At 54.0% G+C, this 23,916-nt stretch carries 32 protein-coding genes; all 32 read left to right on the top strand.

The features are described from left to right. The first annotated feature begins 11 nt into the window (after positions 1 to 11). The 32 genes from lysC (at position 12) to FY206_RS05450 (ending at position 23,748) form a co-directional block, all read left to right on the top strand. A complete protein-coding gene (gene lysC / locus FY206_RS25520) occupies positions 12 to 356 on the top strand; it encodes an Rz1-like lysis system protein LysC (protein WP_421632439.1) in 345 nt (114 codons plus the stop codon). Then, on the top strand, positions 337 to 522 hold the full coding sequence (locus FY206_RS05300; RefSeq protein ID WP_077064299.1) for a hypothetical protein: 186 nt from the start codon (positions 337 to 339) through the stop codon (positions 520 to 522). Before lysC ends, FY206_RS05300 begins: the two co-directional genes overlap by 20 nt. A 54-nt stretch (positions 523 to 576) precedes the next feature. Continuing rightward, positions 577 to 1,197, top strand: coding sequence for a putative metallopeptidase (locus FY206_RS05305; RefSeq protein WP_077064298.1), 621 nt, complete (start codon positions 577 to 579; stop codon positions 1,195 to 1,197). Positions 1,198 to 1,228: 31 nt separating this feature from the next. Then, positions 1,229 to 1,702 carry a DUF2280 domain-containing protein gene (locus FY206_RS05310; RefSeq protein WP_000729396.1) on the top strand — a complete coding sequence of 158 codons (474 nt, stop codon included), beginning with the start codon at positions 1,229 to 1,231 and terminating at the stop codon, positions 1,700 to 1,702. A gap of 2 nt (positions 1,703 to 1,704) precedes the next feature. Beyond that, positions 1,705 to 3,327, top strand: a complete 1,623-nt coding sequence (locus FY206_RS05315) for a TerL protein (RefSeq protein WP_063217301.1) — start codon at positions 1,705 to 1,707, stop codon at positions 3,325 to 3,327. Next, the gene (locus FY206_RS05320) at positions 3,327 to 4,796 is read left to right on the top strand and encodes a DUF1073 domain-containing protein (protein ID WP_077064297.1); all 1,470 of its coding nucleotides are present in this window, start codon (positions 3,327 to 3,329) and stop codon (positions 4,794 to 4,796) included. Before FY206_RS05315 ends, FY206_RS05320 begins: the two co-directional genes overlap by 1 nt. A 13-nt stretch (positions 4,797 to 4,809) precedes the next feature. Continuing rightward, entirely contained in the window at positions 4,810 to 5,418 is a 609-nt protein-coding gene (locus FY206_RS05325; protein ID WP_001435593.1) for a phage head morphogenesis protein, read from the top strand. 14 nt (positions 5,419 to 5,432) lie between these two features. Continuing rightward, positions 5,433 to 6,665, top strand: a complete 1,233-nt coding sequence (locus tag FY206_RS05330; RefSeq protein ID WP_077064296.1) for a DUF2213 domain-containing protein — start codon at positions 5,433 to 5,435, stop codon at positions 6,663 to 6,665. Positions 6,666 to 6,669: 4 nt separating this feature from the next. Beyond that, positions 6,670 to 7,173 (top strand): structural cement protein Gp24, encoded by a 504-nt coding sequence (locus tag FY206_RS05335; RefSeq protein WP_077064295.1) that lies wholly within the window; start codon positions 6,670 to 6,672, stop codon positions 7,171 to 7,173. An 11-nt stretch (positions 7,174 to 7,184) separates the two neighbouring features. Beyond that, entirely contained in the window at positions 7,185 to 8,126 is a 942-nt protein-coding gene (locus tag FY206_RS05340; RefSeq protein ID WP_044702584.1) for a DUF2184 domain-containing protein, read from the top strand. Between the two features lie 41 nt (positions 8,127 to 8,167). Continuing rightward, positions 8,168 to 8,557 carry an STY1053 family phage-associated protein gene (locus FY206_RS05345; RefSeq protein ID WP_077064294.1) on the top strand — a complete coding sequence of 130 codons (390 nt, stop codon included), beginning with the start codon at positions 8,168 to 8,170 and terminating at the stop codon, positions 8,555 to 8,557. Beyond that, positions 8,523 to 8,930, top strand: a complete 408-nt coding sequence (locus FY206_RS05350; protein ID WP_077064293.1) for a DUF4054 domain-containing protein — start codon at positions 8,523 to 8,525, stop codon at positions 8,928 to 8,930. Before FY206_RS05345 ends, FY206_RS05350 begins: the two co-directional genes overlap by 35 nt. Then, entirely contained in the window at positions 8,927 to 9,481 is a 555-nt protein-coding gene (locus FY206_RS05355; protein WP_077064292.1) for a hypothetical protein, read from the top strand. The genes FY206_RS05350 and FY206_RS05355 overlap by 4 nt, the downstream gene beginning before the upstream one ends. Then, positions 9,468 to 9,857 (top strand): head-tail adaptor, encoded by a 390-nt coding sequence (locus tag FY206_RS05360; RefSeq protein WP_077064291.1) that lies wholly within the window; start codon positions 9,468 to 9,470, stop codon positions 9,855 to 9,857. Before FY206_RS05355 ends, FY206_RS05360 begins: the two co-directional genes overlap by 14 nt. Then, a complete protein-coding gene (locus tag FY206_RS05365) occupies positions 9,847 to 10,395 on the top strand; it encodes a phage neck terminator protein (protein ID WP_421632438.1) in 549 nt (182 codons plus the stop codon). Before FY206_RS05360 ends, FY206_RS05365 begins: the two co-directional genes overlap by 11 nt. A gap of 3 nt (positions 10,396 to 10,398) precedes the next feature. After that, complete coding sequence (locus FY206_RS05370; RefSeq protein WP_077064289.1) at positions 10,399 to 11,559, top strand: DUF3383 family protein; 1,161 nt, start codon at positions 10,399 to 10,401, stop codon at positions 11,557 to 11,559. A 10-nt stretch (positions 11,560 to 11,569) separates the two neighbouring features. Continuing rightward, positions 11,570 to 12,010: a DUF3277 family protein gene (locus FY206_RS05375; protein WP_000257257.1), complete on the top strand. Its 441-nt coding sequence runs from the start codon at positions 11,570 to 11,572 to the stop codon at positions 12,008 to 12,010. Positions 12,011 to 12,013: 3 nt separating this feature from the next. Further along, the gene (locus tag FY206_RS05380) at positions 12,014 to 12,439 is read left to right on the top strand and encodes a phage tail assembly chaperone (protein ID WP_000393957.1); all 426 of its coding nucleotides are present in this window, start codon (positions 12,014 to 12,016) and stop codon (positions 12,437 to 12,439) included. Between the two features lie 59 nt (positions 12,440 to 12,498). Continuing rightward, positions 12,499 to 12,627 (top strand): DUF6889 family protein, encoded by a 129-nt coding sequence (locus tag FY206_RS25525; protein WP_085980100.1) that lies wholly within the window; start codon positions 12,499 to 12,501, stop codon positions 12,625 to 12,627. After that, entirely contained in the window at positions 12,617 to 14,698 is a 2,082-nt protein-coding gene (locus FY206_RS05390) for a transglycosylase SLT domain-containing protein (RefSeq protein ID WP_077064288.1), read from the top strand. The genes FY206_RS25525 and FY206_RS05390 overlap by 11 nt, the downstream gene beginning before the upstream one ends. Next, a complete protein-coding gene (locus FY206_RS05395; protein ID WP_077064287.1) occupies positions 14,698 to 15,300 on the top strand; it encodes a phage baseplate protein in 603 nt (200 codons plus the stop codon). Before FY206_RS05390 ends, FY206_RS05395 begins: the two co-directional genes overlap by 1 nt. A 1-nt stretch (position 15,301) precedes the next feature. Further along, entirely contained in the window at positions 15,302 to 15,607 is a 306-nt protein-coding gene (locus tag FY206_RS05400; RefSeq protein WP_001160174.1) for a phage baseplate plug family protein, read from the top strand. A 2-nt stretch (positions 15,608 to 15,609) separates the two neighbouring features. Next, positions 15,610 to 16,674, top strand: a complete 1,065-nt coding sequence (locus FY206_RS05405; RefSeq protein ID WP_077064286.1) for a hypothetical protein — start codon at positions 15,610 to 15,612, stop codon at positions 16,672 to 16,674. Next, positions 16,674 to 17,042 carry a hypothetical protein gene (locus FY206_RS05410; protein ID WP_059365109.1) on the top strand — a complete coding sequence of 123 codons (369 nt, stop codon included), beginning with the start codon at positions 16,674 to 16,676 and terminating at the stop codon, positions 17,040 to 17,042. The genes FY206_RS05405 and FY206_RS05410 overlap by 1 nt, the downstream gene beginning before the upstream one ends. Next, a complete protein-coding gene (locus FY206_RS05415; protein WP_131825683.1) occupies positions 17,042 to 17,479 on the top strand; it encodes a hypothetical protein in 438 nt (145 codons plus the stop codon). The genes FY206_RS05410 and FY206_RS05415 overlap by 1 nt, the downstream gene beginning before the upstream one ends. 34 nt (positions 17,480 to 17,513) lie before the next feature. Beyond that, a complete protein-coding gene (locus tag FY206_RS05420) occupies positions 17,514 to 18,254 on the top strand; it encodes a phage baseplate assembly protein V (RefSeq protein WP_077064327.1) in 741 nt (246 codons plus the stop codon). Then, positions 18,254 to 18,607: a contractile injection system sheath initiator gene (locus FY206_RS05425; protein WP_016239889.1), complete on the top strand. Its 354-nt coding sequence runs from the start codon at positions 18,254 to 18,256 to the stop codon at positions 18,605 to 18,607. The genes FY206_RS05420 and FY206_RS05425 overlap by 1 nt, the downstream gene beginning before the upstream one ends. After that, complete coding sequence (locus FY206_RS05430) at positions 18,608 to 19,807, top strand: baseplate J/gp47 family protein (RefSeq protein WP_077064285.1); 1,200 nt, start codon at positions 18,608 to 18,610, stop codon at positions 19,805 to 19,807. It abuts the gene before it with no gap. Further along, the gene (locus tag FY206_RS05435) at positions 19,804 to 20,484 is read left to right on the top strand and encodes a baseplate wedge 1 family protein (protein ID WP_077064284.1); all 681 of its coding nucleotides are present in this window, start codon (positions 19,804 to 19,806) and stop codon (positions 20,482 to 20,484) included. Before FY206_RS05430 ends, FY206_RS05435 begins: the two co-directional genes overlap by 4 nt. Next, complete coding sequence (locus tag FY206_RS05440; protein WP_243144151.1) at positions 20,466 to 21,605, top strand: phage tail protein; 1,140 nt, start codon at positions 20,466 to 20,468, stop codon at positions 21,603 to 21,605. Before FY206_RS05435 ends, FY206_RS05440 begins: the two co-directional genes overlap by 19 nt. Further along, positions 21,605 to 22,195, top strand: coding sequence for a tail fiber assembly protein (locus FY206_RS05445; RefSeq protein WP_077064283.1), 591 nt, complete (start codon positions 21,605 to 21,607; stop codon positions 22,193 to 22,195). The genes FY206_RS05440 and FY206_RS05445 overlap by 1 nt, the downstream gene beginning before the upstream one ends. 347 nt (positions 22,196 to 22,542) lie before the next feature. Then, a complete protein-coding gene (locus FY206_RS05450; protein ID WP_077064282.1) occupies positions 22,543 to 23,748 on the top strand; it encodes a tyrosine-type recombinase/integrase in 1,206 nt (401 codons plus the stop codon). Positions 23,749 to 23,916 lie beyond the last annotated feature (168 nt).

A 23,916-nucleotide genomic window follows, 5' to 3' on the forward strand; every position in this document is an offset into this window, starting at 1 on the left:
GACAAACCAACATGCCAAGCAGCAGATCGCACTGGAGTCACAGAGAGCCGAGAACGATATCAAAGCTGCTGTTGCGGATGATGATTGTGCTGTTCGTGTTGTGCCTGCTGGCGCAGTTAAGCGGATGCACGAATACGCGAATGGTCTACGTTCCGGTTCCGGTAGTTCCGTTACCAGCCAGCCTGACGGCTGAAACACCCCAGCCAGATTTACCCGACCCGTTTACGTGGGGAGCAAGTCTTAACCTGAATGTCGCGTTGCTGTCAGCGCTGGCGCAGTGCAACAGGGATAAGGCTGATATCAGGACTTTCGAGAACAACAGGGCAGCACAAACCGATGGCACGATTAAACGTTGAAGTTATCCCACCAGACAGCGAGGCGCTGAACGGGATTTTTGCAGAGATTGAGCGCAAATATGCGCTTCAGCCGCTGACGCGAAAAGTAATTGATGAAATGCAACGCGAAGCGACGCGCCTTGTACGGCGAATGATAACCACAAAGGTTACGTTCGTCCGGGACTGACATTACAGAAGCCCTTCACTGAGGGGCTTCGATAATGGAGCACTGGAATTATTCATGAACAGACCACACCCACCAGCGCATTTTACGATGCCACCTGACCCGAAGCCGTACATCAGCATAATGCCCGCCAGTGACGTTGGCGAGTGGATGAATCAGCACATCCTGAGCGATGAGGGTGATCTCTACAACCCTGACCACCAGCATTTGCTTGAAGCGGATCTGTGCTTTCTCTGGGCATCGAACGCTTTCGAGAAGAAAGGGCGCTCCGTGCTGGGGCAGGCGGAAGAAGTGGCAATGCGGGCAGGAGGCTGGCAGAAAGCGCGGATGGAGCAGCAGATGTATGAGTGGTTCGGCAGGGTGCCGCAGTTCATCATCACGCTGGCCGCCGATTACTGCTCGCAATGTTCCGATCTGGAATTCTGCGCGCTGATAGAGCACGAGCTTTATCACATCTGCCAGGCGACAGATGAATTTGGCGCGCCGAAGTTCACGCAGGAAGGGCAGCCAAAGCTGAAGCTGCGCGGCCATGACGTGGAAGAGTTTGTGGGCGTGGTTCGCCGTTACGGTGCAAGCCGGGACGTGCAGGAAATGATTGATGCGGCGAATCAGCCAGCGGAGGTTGCTCATCTCGATATTGCCAGAGCGTGCGGGACGTGCATGCTGCGACTGGCTTAAATACTGGACTGTATAAGACGAATGGTGATTTATGGCTGCATTAAAACCTGATGTGAAAGCCTTCATCATTCAATCGCTTGCGTGCTATGACACGCCATCGCAGGTGGTCGAGGCTGTCCAAAAAGAATTCGGGATCAAGATCACCCGCCAGCAGGCTGAATCTCACGACCCCACGAAGGCCAGCGGTAAGACGCTCGCCAAGAAGTGGATCGAGATGTTCCACGCTACGCGCGAACGGTTCCTGACCGAAACCAGCGACATTCCGATCGCGAACAAATCCTATCGCCTCCGCGTGCTTGACCGCATGGCAACCAAAACCGAGGGGATGAAAAACTTCTCCCTGACGGCGCAGCTGATTGAACAGGCCGCGAAAGAGGTTGGCGACGCTTACACCAATAAGCTGAAGGTTGAAAGCACTGGCAAGGATGGCGGCCCGATCAAGACCGAGACGACCAACCTCACCGCAGATCAGGCCGCAGAGCTTTACCGCAAGATGATGGGGTGATCATGCCTCTACCGTTTGAATTCGATTTCAGGAACCCTGATTACCAGATGGTTTTTGAATGGCGGATGGAACGCCTACAGCGCATTCGCCAGAACCCCGAAATGCTGCCAGCGCTAAAGCAGTTTTACCGCACCAACCCCGCCCAGTTCATCATCGACTGGGGCATGACGACAGACCCGCGAAACATCGATTATGGCCTGCCGGTCACCATCCCTTTTCTGCTGTTCCCGAAACAGGAAGAGTGGATTCACTGGATCATGGAGCGGCGCGAACGGCTGGAGAACGGCATCACCGAAAAGAGCCGCGAAATGGGGCTCAGCTGGACGGCGATCGGGCTGGCTTGTTCGCTCTGCCTGTTCAACAAAGAAATGGTTATTGGCTTCGGATCCCGTAAAGAGGAATACGTCGACAGCACCGGTGACCCGAAAGCGCTGTTCTGGAAGGCGCGCAAGTTCGTGGAAACGCTGCCCGTTGAGTTTCGCGGTTCGTGGGACGAGAAGAAGCACGCACCGTACATGCGCGTTGAGTTTCCCGATACTGGCGCGGTCATCAAAGGTGAGGCTGGCGACAATATCGGTCGTGGTGACCGTACCACGCTCTACCTGGTGGATGAGGCTGCATTCCTCCAGCGTCCTCTGTTGATTGACGCGGCGCTGTCGCAAACCACCCGCTGCCGTATCGACCTGAGTTCGGTTAACGGCATGGCGAACCCGTTCGCGCAGAAGCGTCACGGCGGGAAGATACCGGTATTCACATTCCACTGGCGAAACGACCCGCGCAAGGATGAAGAGTGGTATCGCAGGGAATGCGAGAAAATCGACAATCCGGTGGTGGTGGCGCAGGAACTTGACCTGAACTACAGCGCATCAGCGGAAGGCGTCCTGATCCCGTCCGACTGGGTACAGGCTGCCGTCGACGCGCATATCAAGCTGGGCATCCAGCCAACGGGCAAACGGCTTGGCGCGATGGACGTCGCCGACGAAGGCCGGGACAAAAACGCCTTTTCGACCCGTCACGGCTTCCTCCTGGAGAACGTCCGGGAATGGTCCGGCGTGGGCAGCGACATTTACCAGTCCGTTGAGAAGGTCTTCGGCTTTTGCGAACAGGACAACCTCGAAGAGTTTCGCTTCGACGAAGACGGTCTGGGCGCTGGCGTTCGCGGCGATGCGCGCGCCATCAACGAACTGCGTAATGCTGCGCGCCGACCGTCAATACTCGCTACACCGTTTCGCGGTAGCGGCGCGGTGTTTGATCCGGACGACGAAGCGGTGCGCGGTGACAACGGACAGGCCGCCCGACTGAATAAGGACTTCTTCGCTAATGCCAAGGCCCAGAGCTGGTGGCGGTTACGCAAGCTTTTCCAGAATACCTATCGCGCCGTGGTTGAGGGCATGGCCTACAACCCGGACGAAATCATCTCAATCAGCAGCGCCATGGCGAGCAAAGACAAACTCATCATCGAGCTGTCGCAGCCGACCTACTCCATTAACGGCGTGGGGAAAATCGTTGTTGATAAACAGCCTGACGGCACCAAGTCGCCGAACCTCGCCGACTCGGTGATGATCAGCTACGCGCCAATGAATTCAGCCCTGAACATCTGGGAGCTGCTAGGGAGACAGGCCTGATGGCACGAAACAAGCAAGCCTCTCAGCGAACGGCGCAGGCCACCGCTGATGGCTATGAGAACTTTGTCGCCCGCGTGGGGATGCAGACGCCTAACCAGCATTCAGCATCGACCTACCGGGCGAACTTCACCAGCCGCAACCGCATGCTGGTGGAATGGTCCTATCGTTCGTCCTGGATCATCGGCGAGGCGGTCGACGCTATCCCGGACGATATGACCCGAAAAGGCATTCGCATCACCTCGGAGATTGACGCCAAAGACCGTGGCACCCTGGAAGCGCAGCTGGATGAGTTGCAGATCTGGGATGCGCTGAACGACGTGCTGAAATGGTCGCGCCTCTACGGCGGCGCGGTCGGCTTCATCATGATCGAGGGGCAGGCACCAATGACCCCGCTGCGGCTCGAAACCATTGGAGAAGGCAAGTTTAAGGGCATTCTCCCGCTCGACCGCTGGATGATTAACCCGGTCCTGACCCGCCGCATTAAAGAGATGGGGCCGGATCTCGGCAAACCTGAGTTTTACGACGTGGTGACCACTGCCACGGGCATTCCAGCCTGGCGCATCCATCACAGCCGCCTGATTCGCTTCGACGGGGTGACACTGCCATTCCAGCAGAAGATGACCGAAAACGAATGGGGAATGTCGGTTGTAGAGCGTATCTGGGATCGGCTTACTGCGTTCGACAGCGCCACTGTCGGCGCGGCGCAGTTGGTCTACAAAGCGCATCTGCGTACCTACAAAGTGAAAAAGCTCCGTGAGCTTATTGCGCTGGGTGGTCCCGCGTTCGAAGCGCTGCTGAAGAACATCGATCTGATTCGCCAGTTCCAGAGCAATGAAGGCATGACGCTGATGGATTCCGAAGATACTTTCGAAACCCACCAGTACAGCTTCAGTGGTCTGGATGACATTCTTTCGCAGTTCGCTGAGCAGATCAGCGGTGCCGTTGGTATCCCGCTGGTACGCCTGTTCGGTCAGTCCCCGAAAGGCTTCTCAACTGGTGACGCAGACCTCGCCAACTATTACGACCGGGTGAGCTCGTTGCAGGAACGCCGCTTACGGCTGCCGATGCGCCGGATACTGGACATTATGCACCGCTCGGAACTAGGTAAGCCGCTGCCGGACGATTTCACGTTTGAGTTTAACCCGCTATGGCAAATGTCTGACGTTGACCGCTCAACGGTGGCCGTAAACACCACCAACGCGATCAGCACCGCGCTGGGCGACGGATTGATGACGCGTAAGGCGGCAATGACCGACCTGCGCGAAAACTCTGACGTCACTGGCATCGGAGCATCCATTACCGACGAGGATATCGAGAATGCCGAAGACGAAGCGCCGCCAGGCATCGGCGAACTTGGCGACAAACCGCCAGAGTCGCCAGGCGGAGATCCGATATCGAACGAGCCTACGGCAGATAGCGCGGGCGGTCGGGGATATCGTAAATGGTCGCTACGATGGTTCAAACGATAGCGTCACCGAAATAATGGATGCGCTGGAGCGCTACAGCGAAATCATCACCCCCTGGGCGACGAAGGTTGCTGAGAACTTTACCGCCGACATTGCGCGCCAGAATGAAAAGCAGTGGCGTCAGCACAGCCGGAACATCAGCGCAGAGCTGCGCAATATGGTCGACCGCGCCCCGGTAGGCCAGGTGATGAAATCCATCGTCGCCGAGCAAATTAAGTACATCAAATCGCTGCCTCTTGAGGCCGCCGATCGGGTGTATGACATTCAGAACAAGGCCATCGAGGCCGTTGTGACTGGTGGCCGCGCTGAGCCATTCGCGAAAGAGATAGCTGCGTCCGGTGACGTGTCACGCTCACGAGCGAACCTTATCGCCCGTACCGAGCTTGGACGCGCAACCGGCGCGCTGGATCAGGCGCGTGCGCTGTCAATCGGCTCGAATGGTTATATCTGGCGTACAGCCGAAGATGGCGACGTCCGGCATTCTCATCGGGAGATGGAAGGTAAATTTGTCGAATGGGGCCGACCCCCAACGCTTGACGGCATGACCGGTCACGCTGGCGAGCTCCCGAACTGCCGCTGTTACAAAGAGATCGTCTTCCCCAACCCTCATTCTTATCTCGCCTGAATCGCAGGTAAACCATGAAATATTTTTTCAATACCCGGCTGGGGGAAACCCGCTATCAGCTGGCTGACAGCTCTCTGTTGTGCAAAGACGTGCCGATAGGTCGAACGGGTAAGCAGCTCTACGGCGCTGCCGATCTGCCAAACCTCAAACCCGACAAACTCGGTGAGATAGTCGTAACGCGCTCTCCTGAGCAGGTATTCCATCCGGCCACGCTCGCCTCATTCGAAGGGATGAGCATCACGATCCTGCATCCTGAAGATGAAAACGGGAATGTGCGGCTGGTAAATCCCGAGAACTGGAAAGAGCTTGCTGTCGGGCATCTTCAGAACGTGCGGCGCGGGACTGGTAACCAGTCTGATTTGATGCTGGCTGACCTTATCGTCAAAGACGAAAGCGCCATTCAGCTTATCGAAGATGGCCTGCGCGAAGTGTCGTGCGGCTATGACGCGGAGTACGAGCAGACCGATCCAGGTAAAGCCGAGCAGGTCGATATTACCGGAAACCATGTGGCTCTTGTCCCTAAAGGCAGAGCCGGAAATCGTTGTGCAATTGGAGACAGAGACACAATGGCAAATCAAAAGAAAAGCTGGTGGACCCGCATGCGCACGGCCATCAAAACGGGTGACGCTGACACCATGAACGAACTGCTGGACTCTGCGCCAGCGGCTGTAACGGGTGATGAAGGGGATCTGCCGAGCGGCGTTAACCTCAACATTAACCTTTCACCGCAGCAACCATTGCCGGACAAAAAGCCGGAAATGGGCGGAGAGCCAACCGGCGACGGCGAGGACGATATCAAGACCTTGCTCAAAGCCCTGCTGGCTAAGCTGGAAGGAAATGCGACGGGCGATAACGACAATAAGCCTGACGAAAAAGACAAAAAAGATCCGACCGGCGACGGCGAGGACGACGAAGAGGAAACCACTATTACCGGTGACTCTGCCTATCGTGCCGAGGTTATCGTCCCGGGTATCGATCTGAGCCGTAAGGTGAAACCGACCGCGTTCAAACGTGATGTGCTGGCTGCCGCTGACAAAACACTGGTTCGCCAGGTTGTCGGTGATGCGGATATCCGCAAATTGCCCAAGCAATCGGTAGATATGGCGTTTAACGCCGTGTCAGAGATTGCCAAAGGGCGAAACACCCGCACCACCACGGGCGATGCACAACGCCAAAATATGGGCATGACCAGCATCGCTTCCCTGAACAAACAAAACGCCGACTTCTGGTCTAACCGCAAAGGATAATCCAATGACTGCATATCTGTACCGGATGCCTGTTGGCATTGCCGGGGCTATCTCTCGCCCGCAGGACTTAACCGTCGAACCGGTGATCCTTAAATCCGATAACGCCTTCGCTGCCTATGGTCTGGCTGGCAAATACGACGCTGACGGCTTTTTCGTGCCGCTGGCGGACGGTGACACCGCCGACAAGGTGAAGGGTATCTACGTTCGTCCGTATCCGACCACATCGCAGCCAGACATGGTTCGCCAGGTGGGGACGGATAAGAACTTCCCGGGCGATGCCATGAAGCGTGGCTACATGACCGTTAACCTCGGATCTGGCTTCGATGCCAGCACCATCAAAAAAGGCGCGCCTGTCTACGTGGTTGTTTCGCTCGATTCGACCATTGACGTGCCGCTGGGCGGCTTCATGTCCACGTCCGTCAGTGGCAAAAACGTGGCGCTGACCAACGCCGAATTCACAGGGGCCGGTGACGCTAACGGCAATGCAGAAATCTCCTGGAAGATTTAAGGAACAGACGAATGATTACTTTTGATCAGGCAACCGTTGATAGCTCTGGTGCCTTTCTCATCGGGGAGCTGGAGCGACTCGACCAGACGCTGAACCTGCCGCTGGTGGGTTACACCTGGACCCGCGATATTCAGCTGCGTGAAGACGTTTCTATCGCGGATGACATTTCCAGCTGGACTAACACCAGCTTTGGCGCTGCGGGTACTGGCGCAAATCCGAACGGTAAAAACTGGGTAGGCAAAGATTCCACTGCTATTGCTGGCGTGAACGTTGATATCGGCAAAGACGGCAATCCGCTGAACCTCTGGGGCATGGAACTGGGATGGACCGTTGTAGAGCTGGCAGCAGCTCAGCAGGTAGGCCGCCCGATTGATACTCAGAAATACGACGGTATGCAGCTCAAATGGCAGATGGACAACGACGAGCAGGTTTACATCGGTGATGATGCGCTCGGCCTGAAAGGTCTGGCAAACCTCATCGGTGTGACGCTGAACAATGCGCCGAAGACCTGGGCGAACTCCACCAACGACGAGATCCTCGATAGCGTGAACAGCATTCTGTCGAATGCCTGGGCTGCTTCCGGCTACTCCGTCGTGCCTTCAGATCTGCGCATTCCGCCAGAGCAGTATTCACTGCTGGCAAGCCGTAAGGTTTCCGAAGCGGGTAACCAGTCACTGCTGACCTATCTGGCCGTGAACACTATCGCTTTCCACCAGAACGGCGTTCCGCTGGAAATCAAAGCGGTCAAATGGCTGAAAGGGCGCGGGGTTGGCGGTAAAGACCGTATGGTCGCCTACACCAACGACAAGAAATACGTGCGCTATCCGCTGGTGCCGTTGCAGAGCGTTCCTATCCAGTATCGCGGTCTGTACCAGATTGCGACCTACTACGGCAAGCTCGGTGCGGTTGAGCCAGTGTACAAAGAAACCCTGTCCTACGTGGACGGTATCTGATAACCAGAACGGCCCCGAAAGGGGCCAGAAGGAAACTGAAAATGGCGAAAGAAAAGCTGGTTACCATCCATGTTCACACTCCGTTTACGCTGACGCTCGGCGATCAGTCAAAACAGGAGTTTGGCCGGGGACGGCATAACGTGCCGGAAGAGGTCGCGTCGCACTGGTTCACCCAGGCGCACTCTGAGCTTTCCGAAAGCGTGATTAGCGACACCGATGATCTGCAATCCATTATCGACAGCCTGCAAGCGCAGATTGCTGACAAAGATAAGCAGATTGTCGATAAAGATCAGTTGATCGCCGATCTGAAAGAAGCGCTGCTCAAGCTGCAAGAGCAGAACGACAGCCTGCAAGCGCAGATTGCTGCCGCCCAGACTGGCGGTAATGGGGCGAAAGATGCCAAAGAATCAAAGTCTGCCAACAGTAAGTGATTTTCGCCGCGACTTCCCGCAGTTTGCTGACCCTGCCAAATATCCCGACGCCCAAATCCAGTTTCGTCTGAATCTGGCCGATGTGCTGCTGAGCGAAAACGTCACCGGCAAAGAGTTGTTTCCGTACTTTGCCGAGTTGTTCGTGGCGCACTATATGACGCTCTGGGCGGCAGACAGCCGGGCAATGCTGGTTGGTGGCCCGGGCGGTTCAACCAATGGTGTTCAATCCTCCAAGTCCGTTGACAAGGTAAGCGTCAGCTATGACACCAGCGCGACGCTAAACCCTGACGCAGGCTTCTGGAATAACACCAGATATGGCGCTGAATTTTATCAGCTGATCACGATGTTCGGTGCGGGCGGTCGCCAGCTATGAGTTTCAAAAGCGGTGTAACAACGAGGGTGGATAACGCTCAGGCCATCCTGGATGCGCTCAGGTCGCTAACCAAAAAGGATGTGTTGGTCGGTATCCCTTCGGAAGACAGCGAGCGTGAAGATGTTCCGTTTGGTAATGCCGGGATCGGTTACGTCAACGAATACGGCTCACCAGCGCAAAACATCCCCCCACGCCCGCACCTGATCCCAGGCGTTAAATCGGTAGAGGAACAGACGGTGCCGCAGCTAAAAGCAGCGGCGCAGGCTGCGCTTGATGGAAATGCGGCGGGTGCGGAAAGGGCGCTCAACCGCGCCGGAACGCTGGCCGCTAATGGCGTCAGGCGTTACATGACTATTACCGGCTTTACACCGCTTGCTGATAGCACCGTTGAAGCCCGTGCGCGTCGAGGGCGTAAAGGGGCGAAAGCGGAGCTTGCCCGACGCGCTGCTGGCGAGTCCCCCGGAACCGATCTGGTGAAACCGCTAATCGACACCGGGCAATATCGCAGAGCCATTACCCATGTTGTGAGGGATAAAGATGCCGACTCTTGATGTAACAGACGTGCTTTTTGACCCCGATTTTTGCGACTTTAACCTGTGGGTAACACGTCGCGCGCAAACGGTGGACGATGACGGGATCGGCAGCGACAGCGAAGTTAAAACGCAGTTTGCCGGAGTTGTTACCGTTGACCGCTCTCTTGAAAACCGCCGCATGCAGGCCGGTCAGGTTATCAGCGGGGCGATTCTTATCGTGACGACTGAGCGACTCACGCAGGGGCAGACTGGCCGTGATGCCGATATCGTGACGTATCAGAACCGTGATTATCGTGTGACGTTCGTCGACCCGTATACCGCTTACGGTGCTGGCTTCGTCCAGGCGCATTGTGAATTACTGCCGTTTGATGGGGGAACTCCCGTTGAGCAATAACACCAGCACAGAGCGCGGCTGGCTGACACCCACCAGCGGCGATCCGGATTATGACGAAGCGCTCGACAGGCTGTTAAGCCAGTGGATGCGCAACGTTTCCGGCTTGCCTGCTGGGATGGTTCGCCCGCGCTGGCAGAAAGACCAGCCGCCACTGCCACCCGTTGAAACGAACTGGTGCGCGTTCGGCGTTACCGGATGGCCCATTGATAACAGTCCTGCATTCACCAGGAAGACCGATGAGGGCGCTCAGCTCTGGCGACATGAAACGTTCGAGTGCATGGCGTCGTTCTATGGTCCGGCTGGTATGTCTTATGCGTCCCGTTTTCGCGATGGCATATCTGTCCCGCAAAATAACGCTGAGCTGAACGCGCTCGGTTTATCCCTGGGCGACTATACCGGTCTGACCCCTTTCCCCGAGCTTATCAACCAGCAATGGGTTCGCCGCTACGACATGACGGTGCGCCTGCGCCGGAAGGTTGTGCGCGAGTACGGCATCAAATCGCTGGTGGAAGCGCCAGTCACCTTTTTTGGAGAATAAACTATGACGCAGGGCTTACCTGTATCCAACGTTGTAAACGTTGATGTGATCATCTCGCCGAAAGCGGCTACTGGTCGTAACTTCGGCGCGCTGCTGATCCTCGGTTCTTCCACTGTCATTCCGGTGCAGGAGCGCGTTCGCCTCTATGCGTCCGTTGAGGACATTGGCGAGGACTTCGGAGTCGACAGCCCGGAATATGAAGCGGCGCAGGTTTTCTTCAGCCAGTCGCCGAAGCCGACGCAGGTTTATGTTGGCCGCTGGGCGAAGACGCTGACTTCTTCCGAAGGTGGAAGCGTGGAAACCATTGTGCAAGCTGTTAATGCCTGCCTGCAATATACCAACTGGTATGGGCTGGTTGTCGCTGATGAAGTTGCTGATGGCGGTGATGTGCTTGATGCTGACGACGTGATTGAGGTTGCTAAACTCATCGAAGCGTCCAGTCTTAGCCGCATTTTCGGGGTAACATCTGCCGACGCCGAGATTATCAGCACGACTTCGACGACCGATGTTGCGTCGAAATTAAAGGCTGGCAAGTATGCCCGTACCTTTATTCAATATTCCACCAGCAGCCCTTATGCAGCTGTTTCAGCTTTTGGTCGCGCCTTTACTGTCAATTTCAACGGCAGCAATACCACCATTACCCTGAAATTCAAACAGGAACCAAGTGTAACCTACGAAACGCTGACGGTAGGACAGGCGGCGGCTGTGGATGCGAAGAATGCGAACGTGTTCGTGTACTACGCCAACGACACGGCGATCCTGCAACAGGGTGTCATGGCGAACGGTGACTTCTTCGACGAGCGCCACGGGCTCGACTGGTTGCAGAACTACGTTCAGACCAACCTCTATAACCTGCTTTACACCAGCACCACCAAAATTCCGCAGACTGATGCCGGTGTGACCCGTCTGCTTTCCAACGTTGAACAGTCCATGGATCAGTCCGTCACGAACGGTCTGGTAGCGGCTGGCGTGTGGAATGGTGGACCTATCGGACAGCTGAATTCAGGCGATACGCTGACCAAAGGTTATTACGTGTATGCGCAACCTCTGTCAGAACAGGCGCAGGCCGACCGAGAAGCTCGCAAAGCACCGTTAATTCAGGTGGCCTGTAAGCTGGCTGGCGCAGTTCATTATGCCGATGTGCAGATCAACGTGGTTCGCTAAGGAGCGATAAATGGCAACTTATTCTTTTCTCGATGTAACCGCGTCGCTCACCGGGCCGACCGGCGTTATCGATCTTGGTCAGGGTTCTGCGAACTCTGAGGAAGGTATCACCCAGACCATGGGCGGCAACAAGAACACCATGACCATTGGTGCCGATGGCGAAGTGATGCACAGCCTGCACGCCGATAAGTCAGGCACCATTACGGTGACGCTGCTGAAAACCTCCCCGGTGAACAAGAAGCTGTCTCTGGCGTATAACGCGCAAAGCCAGTCCTCTGCCACCTGGGGCAATAACGTGATCGTCATTCGCAACACGGCATCGGGTGATATTTCTACTGCGCGTTCGTGTGCATTCCAGAAACAGCCTGATTTCAATAACGCCAAAGAGGGTGGAACTGTCGCCTGGGTATTCGATTGCGGCAAGATTGACCAGCTGCTCGGGGAGTTTTAACGCATGGAATTCGAAATTAAAGGCGTGAAATATCGCACCGCAAAGCTCAGCGTTTTCGAACAGCTGAAGGTGTCCCGCAAGCTGTTGCCGGTGCTGGCCGGGATGGTTTCTGACTTCCGGAGCGTTCAGGAGAAGATCAGCAGCAAAGACACCGAAGGCGCGATGGCTACCATCCTGCCAAAAATTGCCAATGCTGTGTCCGATCTGAGCGATGGCGACGTGGACGCGATCCTGTTCCCCTGCCTTTCCGTCGTTTCACGCGAGCATATGAAAGGCTGGGTGCCAGTCTGCCAGCATGGCGAAATGGCGTTTGACGATATCGACCTGCTGACCATGCTGCAACTGGTGGCGCGGGTGGTCGCCGACTCGCTGGGAAATTTTTTGCAAGGACTCCCTACCAGCGAGACGCCCACCCCGCCAGCGGAATAACCTTCAACAGCCTGCCGGGCGGTGAAGATTTTATTCTTCGTCCGGCTCTTGCCTTCCATATTGACCAGAAAGACCTTAACAGCGGTGCGGTAGACCTCTGCCGCATCGCGCTTCTCAATGACTACCTCGACATGCGCGAGGATAACGACGCCCGGGTAGATAAATGGAGAGCGGCCAATGAGCGGTAACGCAGATACGATTAAAGATTTCCTTGTTTCGCTGGGATTCGATATCGATCAGGCTGGCGCTAATAAGTTTGAAGCCGTGCTGAAAGGCGTTACCGCGAACGTTCTGAAGGTCGGCGCGGTGGTGGAAGGCGCAGCGCTGAGCATTGTCGGATTTACCACCCAGATCGCGAATGGTCTGGATAAAATTTACTGGGCATCCCAACGGACGGGGGCCAGCGTCCAGGGCATCAAAGCGCTGGGCTATGCCGCATCGCAAAGCGGTGCCAGCGCTGAGTCGGCCATGTCCTCCCTCGAAGGGCTGGCCGGTTTCATGCGTAGCAATCCGGGGGCGGAAGGGTTTCTGAACCGTCTGGGTGTCCAGACCCGTGATGCCAGCGGAAAGATGCGTGATACTGCGGCCATTTTTACTGGCGTTGGGCAAAAGCTCAACAACATGCCGTATTACCGCGCGAAGCAATACGCGCAGATGCTCGGCATCGATGAAAACACGCTGATGGCGATGCGGCGCGGCATGAATGGCTTTACCGCCGATTACCAGTCGATGCTGCAAAAGACGGGTTTCAACGCTGATAAAGCGGCTGTTCAGTCCAACAAATTCATGACCTCCATGCGCGGGCTTACGTCGCTGTTCGGCATTATGCGGGACAAGATCGGCTCAAATCTCGCTGGTGGTCTGGCTGGTTCGCTGGACAGCCTGCGGCGGCGCATCCTCGACAATTTCCCGAAGATTGAAGAGACGCTGACAAAAGTTATTAAGGGCGTGATCTGGCTTGCAAACGCCTTCACACGAATGGCGTGGCGGGTGATACAGGCTGCTGGTTCTGTCATTGAATGGTGGAAAAAGCTGGACGATGGCAGCAAAAAGTTCCTGATGACCATCGGCGCAATCCTCATCGCCTGGCGTTTGCTCAATGCTGCATTTCTGAAATCCCCTATCGGCCTGATCACCACGTTGATTCTGGCGATCGGATTACTCTATGACGATTACCAGACGTGGAAAGAGGGCGGTAAAAGCCTGATTGACTGGTCTAAGTGGCAGCCAGAGATTGAGCAGGCAAAAAAGGTATTTAAATGGTTACGCGATAAGTTTCTGGAGCTCAAGGACAACCTGGGCGGCTGGAAAAATACGCTCACCATCCTGTTTGGCTTTCTGGCCGGTGCGAAGCTGGTCTCCATGCTCACGGGGATCGGGCGACTTGTCGCCGGATTTATGGGCCTCGGTAAGGCAATTGGCGGCTCTATTGGTGGGTTGGGTAAGCTGGCGCAGGGGATCGCGCAGCTGGCAATCAAGAATCCCTGGTTGCTTATGTTCATTCCTGCCAACAATACGCCGACCACCAGCGAAGAAATGGCGTCGATTGGCGGTATAGGTAGCAATATCGTACCTGAAAGGCAGCAGGCATATGAGGCGCTGAGAAAGGAAAACCCCGGCAAAGACTTTTTCACTGATGAGCAAATCCAGCGAAAAATTCAGGATATGGGACTGGAGCCAGAGCAGCGAGCGCAGTCTGTTAAGCGACCTCAGGCGACAGCCCAGGGCAAGGTATTGCTCGACTGGATGGGGCCAATGTTCAATAAACTGGAGTCGCTTTATCAGCTGCCAGCTGGCCTGTTGAAAAGCGTGGCGATCACCGAGTCGGGTGGTAACCAGTTCGCCATGTCCGGCGCAGGCGCGAAAGGACTGTTTCAGTTTATGGATGGCACGGCGCGCGACATGGGCCTGCGTGGGAATGATGTATTCGACCCGGAAAAGTCAGCTCAGGCAGCCGCTAAGTACCTCAGCCAGCTGTTGCGGCAGAACGGAGGAGACCTTAGCAAAGCACTGGCATCTTATAACTGGGGGATCGGCAACGTTCAGCGTTATGGAATGGGGCTAATGCCGCAGGAAACGCGCAACTACATTCCGAAAGTAATGAGCAATATGCCCACCAGCGCCCCGGTGATTCAGCAGGAAACGAATATTAACATCCACGGCGTTTCCGATCCGCGCGAGGCTGCCCGTTTGACTGTTGACCGTCAAAAGGGCGTGAATTCACAGTTAACCCAGCAACTCCCCGCAGGACCGAGATAATGGATATTTTATCAGCGATTTTTCGCCAGCAATCCCGGCGAATTGGCCTGCTGATCCCCAGCGTGGTCGTCTCCGAAAAGCATTCTGATGCGCTCGAAATTACTGAGCATCCGGTGGAGAAGCCAACAACGAATAGCGCCTCGGGTTTCATCGCCGATCATGCCTATAAGCGCCCCAGCGAAGTCACAATGGAATGCGGCTTCGCTGGGGGCGGTTCGTTGCTGGACTTCATTGATACATCTTCAATCGGCCTCAGTGCCGGACTGAGCCCGAAAGAGATCTATCAGCAACTGCTGGATCTCCAGTCCTCTCGGGTGCCGTTCGATGTAGTGACCGGAAAGCGGGTGTACAGCAATATGCTGGTGCGCGCCATCGAAGTGACAACGGACAAAACCAGCGAGAACGTGCTGAACTGCACGCTTACCCTGCGTGAAGTGATCATGTCGCAAACGCAGAGCGTTAGCGTTGCTGATAAATCAGATATGCAGGATGGCGTCAGCACATCGGCGGTGCAAAATTCCGGGACGAAATCCACTACACCACCAAACGAATCATTGCTGAGCCAGCTGGGCGGAAGCGTTACATCAGCATTCGGGGGATGATATGCAGTTTAACGAAATACCGCTTTCTCCTGACAATCAGCAGTTCCGCGTTTTGCTGGGCAATACCACGTATACGCTCAGGATCATCTGGCGCGATGCGGCTGGCTGGATCATGGACGTGATGGATAGCGGCGGCGCTGCGCTTCTTTCTGGCGTACCTCTCCTGACCGGCGTGAACCTATTACGACAATATCCACAGCTTGGCATTGATGGCGCGCTGGTGGTGGCGACCGATAAGGGCGCACCAGACGAGCCAACCAAAACCAACCTCGGCACATACAGCCACCTCATTTTCGTACAGGAGTAGAAATGTCACTTAACTGGATGCGCCATTTTGAGCTGCAACTGTTGGACCAGAACGGGCAGGGCGTTTCCCTGTCTGACTTTAAGGTCACGTTCCAGATCGAGTGGGCAGACACGCGCTGGCCGCGCGTGGCTAACGTGAAAGTCTATAACCTTTCACCCACCACTACTAATAAGATCCTTGGGCAGGAGTTTGCCAAAATTCGCATTATTGCCGGGTATGACGGCATAGCGCCGGATGTTGATGCGAGCCAGGTTGGTGTCGCCCGTGAGATTTCACCAGACCAGATAGGGCAGGTGAATGGTCAGAACTACGGCCTGATCTTTGACGGTGATATTCGCTTCACCGTCACCGGGAAGGACAACATTACGGATTCCTGGGTACTTATTCAGGCCATTGGTGACCACGAAGCGTTCCTTTACGCGACTACCATCACCACGCTTGCAGCCGGTTATACTGTTGCCGACCTGCATCGGGCGACGATGCAGGATTTCAACGCGTTCGGCGTGACGCAGGGCATTACCGGCGACTTTCCTGATACCGTGTTTCCTCGTGGCCGCGCGATTTATTCATCCACCCGTAATGTGATGGATAACATTGCTGCGCAGTGTAAAGCGACATGGCAACTGGTGGATGGTCAGGTTCAGATGGTGCCGGAGGACAAATACATTCACGAAGCCATTGTGCTGAATGCCGATACTGGTCTGATCGGTATGCCACAACAGACGATGGGCGGCGGCGTAAACGTGCGGTGTCTGATAAACCCCAACATCCGCATTAATGGCCTTATCCAGCTCGATCAGGCTTCGGTGTACCGTACCGCACTCGGTAATAGTGAGATAGCGCAGTCGCCCGGGCGCATCACTGAAACGGAAGAGAACGGCAACCGCGTGCTCACAGGCACTACGTCACAGGCTGCCAGCATTGCGACAGATGGCGTTTATATCGTCAAAGCTATCGACTATACTGGCGACACCAGAGGTCAGGCGTGGTACATGGATTTAATGTGTTTTGCGCGTGGAGCTTCTACCCTGATTAATGATTCGACTTTGATGAAAACGGGTGCCTAATGAAAAGGATAATCTCAGGAATATTTTCTGGCTTAATTTGCTTAACAGCTGTTGCTGGTGCAAATGCAGCAGGAAAAGTCTATATGAAGTGCGGTGATTTCACTTTCTCAACGAGTGGTACTAATGACGGCTTTCCTCGCATAAATGGAGCAAAGCCCGAGTATCAGAAATTGACATTTCTGAAACAAAAAGAAGACTACGATAATATAAAAATGGATTGGCGTATGGCCACAAACCAACCGGGGAGATGGGTTGGTCTTGAGTACATCAAGCGAAACGGAAAAGCTATCCTCAATGCTCAGTGGCTGCAAGCCAGCATGGACGCACCAAGACAATATGCAACTTATGATTGCGTAAAGGTTAAATAATGGAACCTGCATATATTATTATTTTATTCGTAATTGCTTTTGCATTTGTTAAATATTTAAAATTTAAAAAGCGCAGAAATGAAGACGCAATTATTAAATCATACAATCGAAATAAACGGGTTGCTTACCAAAAATCAAAGCCAGCAAATGGGAGGCGTCGAAGTAAAGAAGAAATTGAGAAGGATAACGCGCGCTATGCTGAACACCTCGCCGAAAACAGCCGTCGTCACTCCGAGGCAGAGAGGATAAAGCAATCTCGCTTGGGTATTAAACGTTATATTTGGCGCTCCTGCGAGGATGGTGACGAGTGTGCAGAATGCGCTAAAAATAATGGGAAAACATTTTCGTGGAGTAAGCCGCCTAAAAGTGGTCATCCCGGGGAGGGAAAGTGTTGTCCTGATGGTCGCTGTAGATGTTATCCAGAAGCAAAATTATAACCCGCAACTGAGCGGGTTTTTTTATGGGGTTTTTATGCCAATTCCAACTCAATCACAGATTGGCGGTGAGCAGCAGACCGCGCAGGCCATTGCCGATTCGGTGTCTACCCAGATGCGCGTAGCGATGCCTGGCATCATTCAGTCGTTCGATCCTGACGCTGTTACCTGCACTGTAGAGGTGGCGCTTCGCGGTGTTGTTGGCGATGGCTCCACCGAATTAAAACCGCTGGTGGATGTGCCGGTCATCTTCCCGCGCGGTGGCGGTTGCACGCTGACCTTCCCAGTTAAAGAGGGCGATGAGTGCCTGCTGATCTTTGCCGACCGTTGCATCGATTTCTGGTGGCAGAGCGGCGGCGTTCAGGAGACCGTCGACCCGCGCCAGCATGATTTATCTGATGCGTTCGCCATCGTTGGCCCGCAGTCTCAGGCACAGAAAATCATCGGTATCAGTACCAGCGCCGCGCAACTGCGCACCGATGATGGCGCGGCGTTCGTAGAGGTCGCAGCAGGACATAACATCACCGTTAAAACACTAGGCCAGCTTACGGCTACGGCTGAGGGTGGAACGACAATTACATCCCCGACCATAACGCTGAACGGCAACGTAACGATTAACGGCAACCTGTCTCAGGGAATGGGTGAAAGTGGCGGTACTGCGACGATGCTTGGGCCGGTGACGGTAACAAATGACGTAAAAGCTTCTGGTGTCAGTGTCGCCACGCATAAACATGGTGGAGTACAAACTGGCGGGGGAACTACTGGGGGGCCGCAATAATGCGATACCGTCGCGAAGATGCTGACGGCGATTACACTTTCGGGCAGGGTGATGACACCTTCCTTATCGACAGTCCGGAGTGTGTCGCCCAGGCCGTAAAAACTCGGTTTGAGCTGTGGCGCGGTCAGTGGTTTCTCGATCTGACGGAAGGAACGCCGTATGTTCAGTCAGTGCTTGGTAAACAGCGATCTGACGTCTATATCCTGGCTATACGCGAACGCATACAGGACACGCCGGGCGTTCTGTCGATTCTTTCCTTCGATACCAATTATGACGGCACCAGCCGCCGCGTCACCTTCACTTCCTCCATTGACACAATCTACGGCCAGACGACTGTAACAAGCGAGGCATAAATGGCTTTGAACCTCGACACGCTGGGGCTATCGGCAACGGTAACCGCCCAGGGGATTAGTGCGCCTGATTACCAGACAATCCTTGATACACTGACCAGCTATTTCAGGCAGATTTACGGTAGTGATGCCTACCTCGAACCAGACAGCAAAGATGGGCAAATGGTTGCGCTGGTGGCTCTTGCCGTGCATGACGCTAACAATACCGCTATCGAGATCTATAACTCGTTTTCACCGACGACAGCGCAGGCCGCAGCGCTTAGCAGCAATGTGAAAATTAACGGGATCACGCGAAAAGTCGCAACAAACTCTACTGCCGATCTGCTGTTGACCGGTGCAGCAGGCACGACTATCACAAATGGCTCCGCACGGGATAAAAACGGCATTATCTGGAATTTTCCCGCGAGTGTAGCGATCGGCGTTGATGGTACTGTGCTGGTGACGGCTACATGTGCGAATGGTGGTTCTGTTGCGGCTTTAGCCGGGACAATCACCACCATTAACACACCGACTCGCGGCTGGGTATCAGTTACAAACCCAGCTGCGGCTACAGTCGGTTCACCTGCTGAAACCGACGCAGAACTACGCATCAGGCAGGGGCAAAGCGTCGCTCTGCCATCACTCACACCGTTTGAAGGTGTCGACGGTGCGATCGCCAACGTTGCAGGCGTGACACGTCACAAGCTCTACGAGAATGATACTGGCACAACCGACAGCAACGGGCTGCCGCCTCATTCCATTTCCGCCATCGTTGATGGAGGTGATGTTACCGAGATAGCCCAGACAATCCGGGGGAACAAAGGGCAGGGAACGGCAACTTACGGGACAACCTCTGTAACTGTACCGGACACCTACGGCAATCCACATGTGATCAGCTTTTCGCGGTCTACTGATGTCCCGATTTATGGGCATATCACCCTGAAAGCCTTTACGGGCTACACGTCGCAAATTGGCGTACAGATTCAGCAGGCCGTCGCGGATTATATCAACGGGCTGACCATCGGCGACGATGTGCTGCTGAGCAGGATTTATTCTCCGGCGAACCTCGGCGTAGTGAGTGGCGGCAATGCGCGCTACTACGACATACAGGAGCTGCTGATTGGAAAATCAGCCGGTAGCGTAGCGGCGGCAAACATCATTATCGCCTACAACGAATCCGCGTCGTGTAAACCCGAAAACATTGTTCTAACGGTGACGTCATGAGCAAGTACACGGACTTAATCACCAACTACCATGCCACAAAACCGAAATACTTTGATCACATCGACCTGAGCACGCGGCCACTGATTGATATCACTGGTGCCACCTGGAGGCTGGTAAGCGCATTCGATATTGATACCGCTGTCGGCGTCCAACTCGATACGCTCGGCCTCTGGATTGGCCGCAGTCGCATCGTCGGCCAGCCGATAAGCGGCGTTTATTTCAGCTGGGACACTGACGGGCTCGGATATGACCAGGGCGTATGGCAAGGCCCGTATGATCCAGATGCAGGATATACCACGCTGAGCGATACAACCTATCGCATCGTTCTTAAGGCAAAAATCGCTATCAACAACTGGGATGGCCGCAATGATTCGCTGCCACCCATCCTTGACGCTGCAACTGCTGGCTCTGGCCTCAAGATGCAAATCGTCGATAACCAGGACATGACGATCTCGGTCTGGGTATTTCCCGAGACTGACATTTCTGATGTGTCTCTCGAACTGATCGCCGCCATCAAACAGGGCTATCTCACCATTAAAGCAGCTGGCGTATGGGCCGGTGACATTGAAACGCCTTCGGTAGAAACACCCTCAGAAGGCACTAAATTCTTTGGTTTCGACATGGAAAATGAATATATCGCCGGATTAGATGATGGCGCATGGGGGAAATTACTGTAATGGCTAAAAATGACTTTAAATCTTTCGCGACAGCAGCAAATGCTAACGTGATGGCCCAGGCTGACTGGGAAGCGCTTCCGGCCCTGCTCTCTGGTTTCACCGCAGGTAAGGCAGCCAGCGCAGAAGTAAATAAAGCAATTCGGCAGGCCAGCTTTATCGCGTCAGCGCTGGCGCAGTACACCGCCAACAAAAGTGGGCAGGATGTGCTTGATGATGCTGATTTGAATGGGTTCATTACTAAAATGACAACCGCGTTCGGTAAGGATTTCCAGGCGCTTGATGCAACACTGACAGCACTTGCCGGCCTCGCTACAGGAGCTAACAAGCTTCCGTATTTCACAGGGACGGACACTGTATCACAGACGGATCTTACTTCAGTAGGGCGCGATATTATCGGGCAGACAGACCTGACTTCTCTTATTAGTTACCTCAGTTTGCAGGCTTTCGTTTCTTCACCATCTTCTGTTGCCAACGCGTTCTCGAGCGTTCATTCCCCGGATGATAGTAAGTATTTAGTTATTGCTAATAATGGAGACTGGGGTGCGCAGGACGAAAGCGGGAATGGCATACCTTTGCCCATTAACCGGGGAGGTACTGGGGACGCTACGACAGCGGGCGCACGCGATAATCTCGGCCTATCTGCTGGTCTGCCGCCAATCGGCATTCCTTTCTTCTGGCCGTCTGCTGCTATGCCTAACACCGTCATGCCTGAATGGTCTGACATGGTGTTTTTGAAGTTTAACGGGGCGACGTTCTCCGCAGCTACTTATCCAAAACTTGCGTTAGTTTGGCCAGGCCTGAAATTAACCGAGTCACGTGGGGAGTTCGTGCGTATTTGGGATGATGGACGCGGTGTTGACGGCGGAAGGACACTTTTAAGCGCCCAGGGTGATGCTCAGCAGGCAATTACAGGTCAGTTTGTAGATGTGGCAATGGGTGTGAACGCATCGGCGTCTGGTGCATTTGAAATGACGCAACTGATTCCAACTGGTTTAACTGCGGGTCAAGCAAGCGACTTCAACCAAAAAAATATCTATTTTGACTCTTCAAAAGTTAACCGCACCGCCGCAGAAAACCGTCCCCGCAACATCGCATTTAACCTGTTAGTAAGGGCAAAATAATGAAACCTGTTTTTGATAAAAATGGTCTGGCTACAGAACCGGGCGAAATTCGCTGTTTTTATTACGATCCCGATACCGGGGAATATACCGGCTGGTCTGATGAATACATTAACCCTGGTGTAAGCATGCCTGGGCATTCAACAGACATTGACCCCGGTGATGAAGTTGCGGGAAAAGTAGCCGTATATAAAAATGTAACCTGGAGTCAGGAAGAAGACCACAGGGGCGAGATTGTTTACTCAACCACTGATGGAATGAAATCCACCATTGATTATATTGGCTCTGTACATGATGGTTACACTACCACCGAGCCTTCAGGCCCGTATGATAAATGGGATGGTGAGAAGTGGGTAACGGATACTGATGCTCAGCACGCAGCTGATGTTAAAGCTGCGGATCAGCAAAAGGCCGCATTGCTGACAGAAGCAAAAGAGACAATCAGCTTCTGGCAGACTGAGCTACAGTTAGGCATTATCAGCGATGAAGATAAAGCCAGCCTGATCGCCTGGATGAACTACATCAAAGCGGTACAGGCGGTGGACACGTCGAAAGCGCCGGATATCACCTGGCCGACGCCACCAGCGGCTTAATCTCATTTTGGCGATGTGCCAGATTTGTGTCATACATGGTAAATCGCCTTCCTCTTTCTTACATCATGTGCCATTGAGTTGCCTGATGTGAATGCGGCAATGTGTATGCAAAACAGCTAGTTAAATGTGATTCTACTAATTCGTAATGCGAAGGTCGTAGGTTCGACTCCTATTATCGGCACCATTTCAAACTCTTCTCAAGTCTACCGAAATCAACTTAAAGCCCGTATAATGCGGTTTCTAGCCCGTATCTTATCTCCTGTTATCAACTGGACTCAACCGGAATCAAGTTACAGTTGGGGGCATAAGTGGGGGCATTCTGTGTTCGGTCCAGGGAGATGCCCCCAATGAAGCTAAATGCACGGCAGGTAGACGCCGCTAAACCCAGAGAGAAGGCCTACAAGCTGGCAGATGGTGCTGGCTTGTATCTTGAGGTTGTTCCCTCTGGTTCCAGATATTGGCGGATGAAGTATCGCTTCAATGGAAAAGAGAAGCGTATGGCTTTTGGTGTCTATCCAGCAGTGTCCCTTGCACAAGCGAGGGCACTACGAGATGAAGCCAAGAAAAAACTGGCCGAGGGTATCGATCCATCGTTTGCTAAGAAAGAAGAAAAGTTGGTTCGCGATGTCCAGCTCAATAATACGTTTCAGGCAGTGGCGCTTGAATGGCACGGAACGAAGGTGAGCCGATGGTCAGAAGGGTATGCTTCTGACATTATCGAAGCCTTCAATAAAGATATTTTCCCCTATATCGGCCAGCAGCCGGTGAATGATATCAAACCTTTGGTTCTGCTGAAAGTGCTACGTCGAATGGAAAACCGTGGCGCGACAGAGAAGGCCAAGAAGGTTCGCCAGCGCTGCAGCGAAGTTTTTCGTTACGCCATCGTCACCGGTCGTGCGGAATACAATCCTGCAGCGGATCTAACCAGCGCGATGTCAGGGCATGAATCGAAGCATTATCCCTTCCTTACTGTTGAGGAGTTACCAGACTTCTTTAAAGCTCTCGCAGGCTATACAGGAAGCCCGTTAGTTGTTCTTGCAGCACGTCTGCTGATTCTTACGGGAGTACGCACCGGTGAGCTCCGAGGTGCTTTCTGGAGTGAGTTTGATCTTGAAAAAGCGGTGTGGGAAATTCCTGCCGAACGAATGAAAATGAAGCGGCCCCATCTTGTGCCTCTCTCTACCCAAGCGCTGGAAATCGTACAGCAACTCAAAGTTATGTCAGGGCAATATCCGCTGGTGTTCCCAGGGCGTAATGATCCCCGCAAGTCGATGAGCGAAGCGAGTATTAATCAGGTATTCAAACGGATTGGGTATACGGGGAAGGTAACGGGGCATGGTTTCCGTCACACGATGAGTACGATTTTGCACGAGGAAGGGTTCAATACGGCATGGATCGAAACCCAGCTTGCGCATGTTGATAAGAACGCGATTCGAGGGACGTATAACCATGCGTTGTATCTAGAAGGGCGAAGGGAGATGATGCAGTGGTATGCAGATTTCATCGGTCAAGTAGGCAAATTCCAGCTAACCCCTAGCTTATGCAGCTATTAGCTTGATTGCTTGATAGAGTGGTAAGGGGCAAGTAGAGCCTCTTCTCATCGAAGAGGCTGAACCAACGTGAGTTTATTTTTTGCCTTCGAAGTTAATGCTTTACGCAAATTTTTTGTTGTACCGTAGGATGTGAAGATCTGCGGAGGTTAGAGATGAAAATCATGCTAT

Source organism: Enterobacter chengduensis (genome assembly GCF_001984825.2).
In the GTDB taxonomy this organism is placed as follows: domain Bacteria; phylum Pseudomonadota; class Gammaproteobacteria; order Enterobacterales; family Enterobacteriaceae; genus Enterobacter; species Enterobacter chengduensis.

Coding starts and splice junctions, on each gene's coding strand:
- FY206_RS05435 (WP_077064284.1), top strand. CDS start 19,804: ATGAGCAAGTACACGGACTTAATCACCAACTACCATGCCACAAAACCG.
- FY206_RS05430 (WP_077064285.1), top strand. CDS start 18,608: ATGGCTTTGAACCTCGACACGCTGGGGCTATCGGCAACGGTAACCGCC.
- lysC (WP_421632439.1), top strand. CDS start 12: ATGCCAAGCAGCAGATCGCACTGGAGTCACAGAGAGCCGAGAACGATA.
- FY206_RS05300 (WP_077064299.1), top strand. CDS start 337: ATGGCACGATTAAACGTTGAAGTTATCCCACCAGACAGCGAGGCGCTG.
- FY206_RS05375 (WP_000257257.1), top strand. CDS start 11,570: ATGGCAACTTATTCTTTTCTCGATGTAACCGCGTCGCTCACCGGGCCG.
- FY206_RS05395 (WP_077064287.1), top strand. CDS start 14,698: ATGGATATTTTATCAGCGATTTTTCGCCAGCAATCCCGGCGAATTGGC.
- FY206_RS05345 (WP_077064294.1), top strand. CDS start 8,168: ATGGCGAAAGAAAAGCTGGTTACCATCCATGTTCACACTCCGTTTACG.
- FY206_RS05400 (WP_001160174.1), top strand. CDS start 15,302: ATGCAGTTTAACGAAATACCGCTTTCTCCTGACAATCAGCAGTTCCGC.
- FY206_RS05340 (WP_044702584.1), top strand. CDS start 7,185: ATGATTACTTTTGATCAGGCAACCGTTGATAGCTCTGGTGCCTTTCTC.
- FY206_RS05360 (WP_077064291.1), top strand. CDS start 9,468: ATGCCGACTCTTGATGTAACAGACGTGCTTTTTGACCCCGATTTTTGC.
- FY206_RS05380 (WP_000393957.1), top strand. CDS start 12,014: ATGGAATTCGAAATTAAAGGCGTGAAATATCGCACCGCAAAGCTCAGC.
- FY206_RS05315 (WP_063217301.1), top strand. CDS start 1,705: ATGCCTCTACCGTTTGAATTCGATTTCAGGAACCCTGATTACCAGATG.
- FY206_RS05405 (WP_077064286.1), top strand. CDS start 15,610: ATGTCACTTAACTGGATGCGCCATTTTGAGCTGCAACTGTTGGACCAG.
- FY206_RS05325 (WP_001435593.1), top strand. CDS start 4,810: ATGGATGCGCTGGAGCGCTACAGCGAAATCATCACCCCCTGGGCGACG.
- FY206_RS05350 (WP_077064293.1), top strand. CDS start 8,523: ATGCCAAAGAATCAAAGTCTGCCAACAGTAAGTGATTTTCGCCGCGAC.
- FY206_RS05355 (WP_077064292.1), top strand. CDS start 8,927: ATGAGTTTCAAAAGCGGTGTAACAACGAGGGTGGATAACGCTCAGGCC.
- FY206_RS05370 (WP_077064289.1), top strand. CDS start 10,399: ATGACGCAGGGCTTACCTGTATCCAACGTTGTAAACGTTGATGTGATC.
- FY206_RS05330 (WP_077064296.1), top strand. CDS start 5,433: ATGAAATATTTTTTCAATACCCGGCTGGGGGAAACCCGCTATCAGCTG.
- FY206_RS05415 (WP_131825683.1), top strand. CDS start 17,042: ATGGAACCTGCATATATTATTATTTTATTCGTAATTGCTTTTGCATTT.
- FY206_RS05445 (WP_077064283.1), top strand. CDS start 21,605: ATGAAACCTGTTTTTGATAAAAATGGTCTGGCTACAGAACCGGGCGAA.
- FY206_RS05450 (WP_077064282.1), top strand. CDS start 22,543: ATGAAGCTAAATGCACGGCAGGTAGACGCCGCTAAACCCAGAGAGAAG.
- FY206_RS05305 (WP_077064298.1), top strand. CDS start 577: ATGAACAGACCACACCCACCAGCGCATTTTACGATGCCACCTGACCCG.
- FY206_RS05335 (WP_077064295.1), top strand. CDS start 6,670: ATGACTGCATATCTGTACCGGATGCCTGTTGGCATTGCCGGGGCTATC.
- FY206_RS05320 (WP_077064297.1), top strand. CDS start 3,327: ATGGCACGAAACAAGCAAGCCTCTCAGCGAACGGCGCAGGCCACCGCT.
- FY206_RS05420 (WP_077064327.1), top strand. CDS start 17,514: ATGCCAATTCCAACTCAATCACAGATTGGCGGTGAGCAGCAGACCGCG.
- FY206_RS05425 (WP_016239889.1), top strand. CDS start 18,254: ATGCGATACCGTCGCGAAGATGCTGACGGCGATTACACTTTCGGGCAG.
- FY206_RS05440 (WP_243144151.1), top strand. CDS start 20,466: ATGGGGGAAATTACTGTAATGGCTAAAAATGACTTTAAATCTTTCGCG.
- FY206_RS05410 (WP_059365109.1), top strand. CDS start 16,674: ATGAAAAGGATAATCTCAGGAATATTTTCTGGCTTAATTTGCTTAACA.
- FY206_RS05390 (WP_077064288.1), top strand. CDS start 12,617: ATGAGCGGTAACGCAGATACGATTAAAGATTTCCTTGTTTCGCTGGGA.
- FY206_RS05310 (WP_000729396.1), top strand. CDS start 1,229: ATGGCTGCATTAAAACCTGATGTGAAAGCCTTCATCATTCAATCGCTT.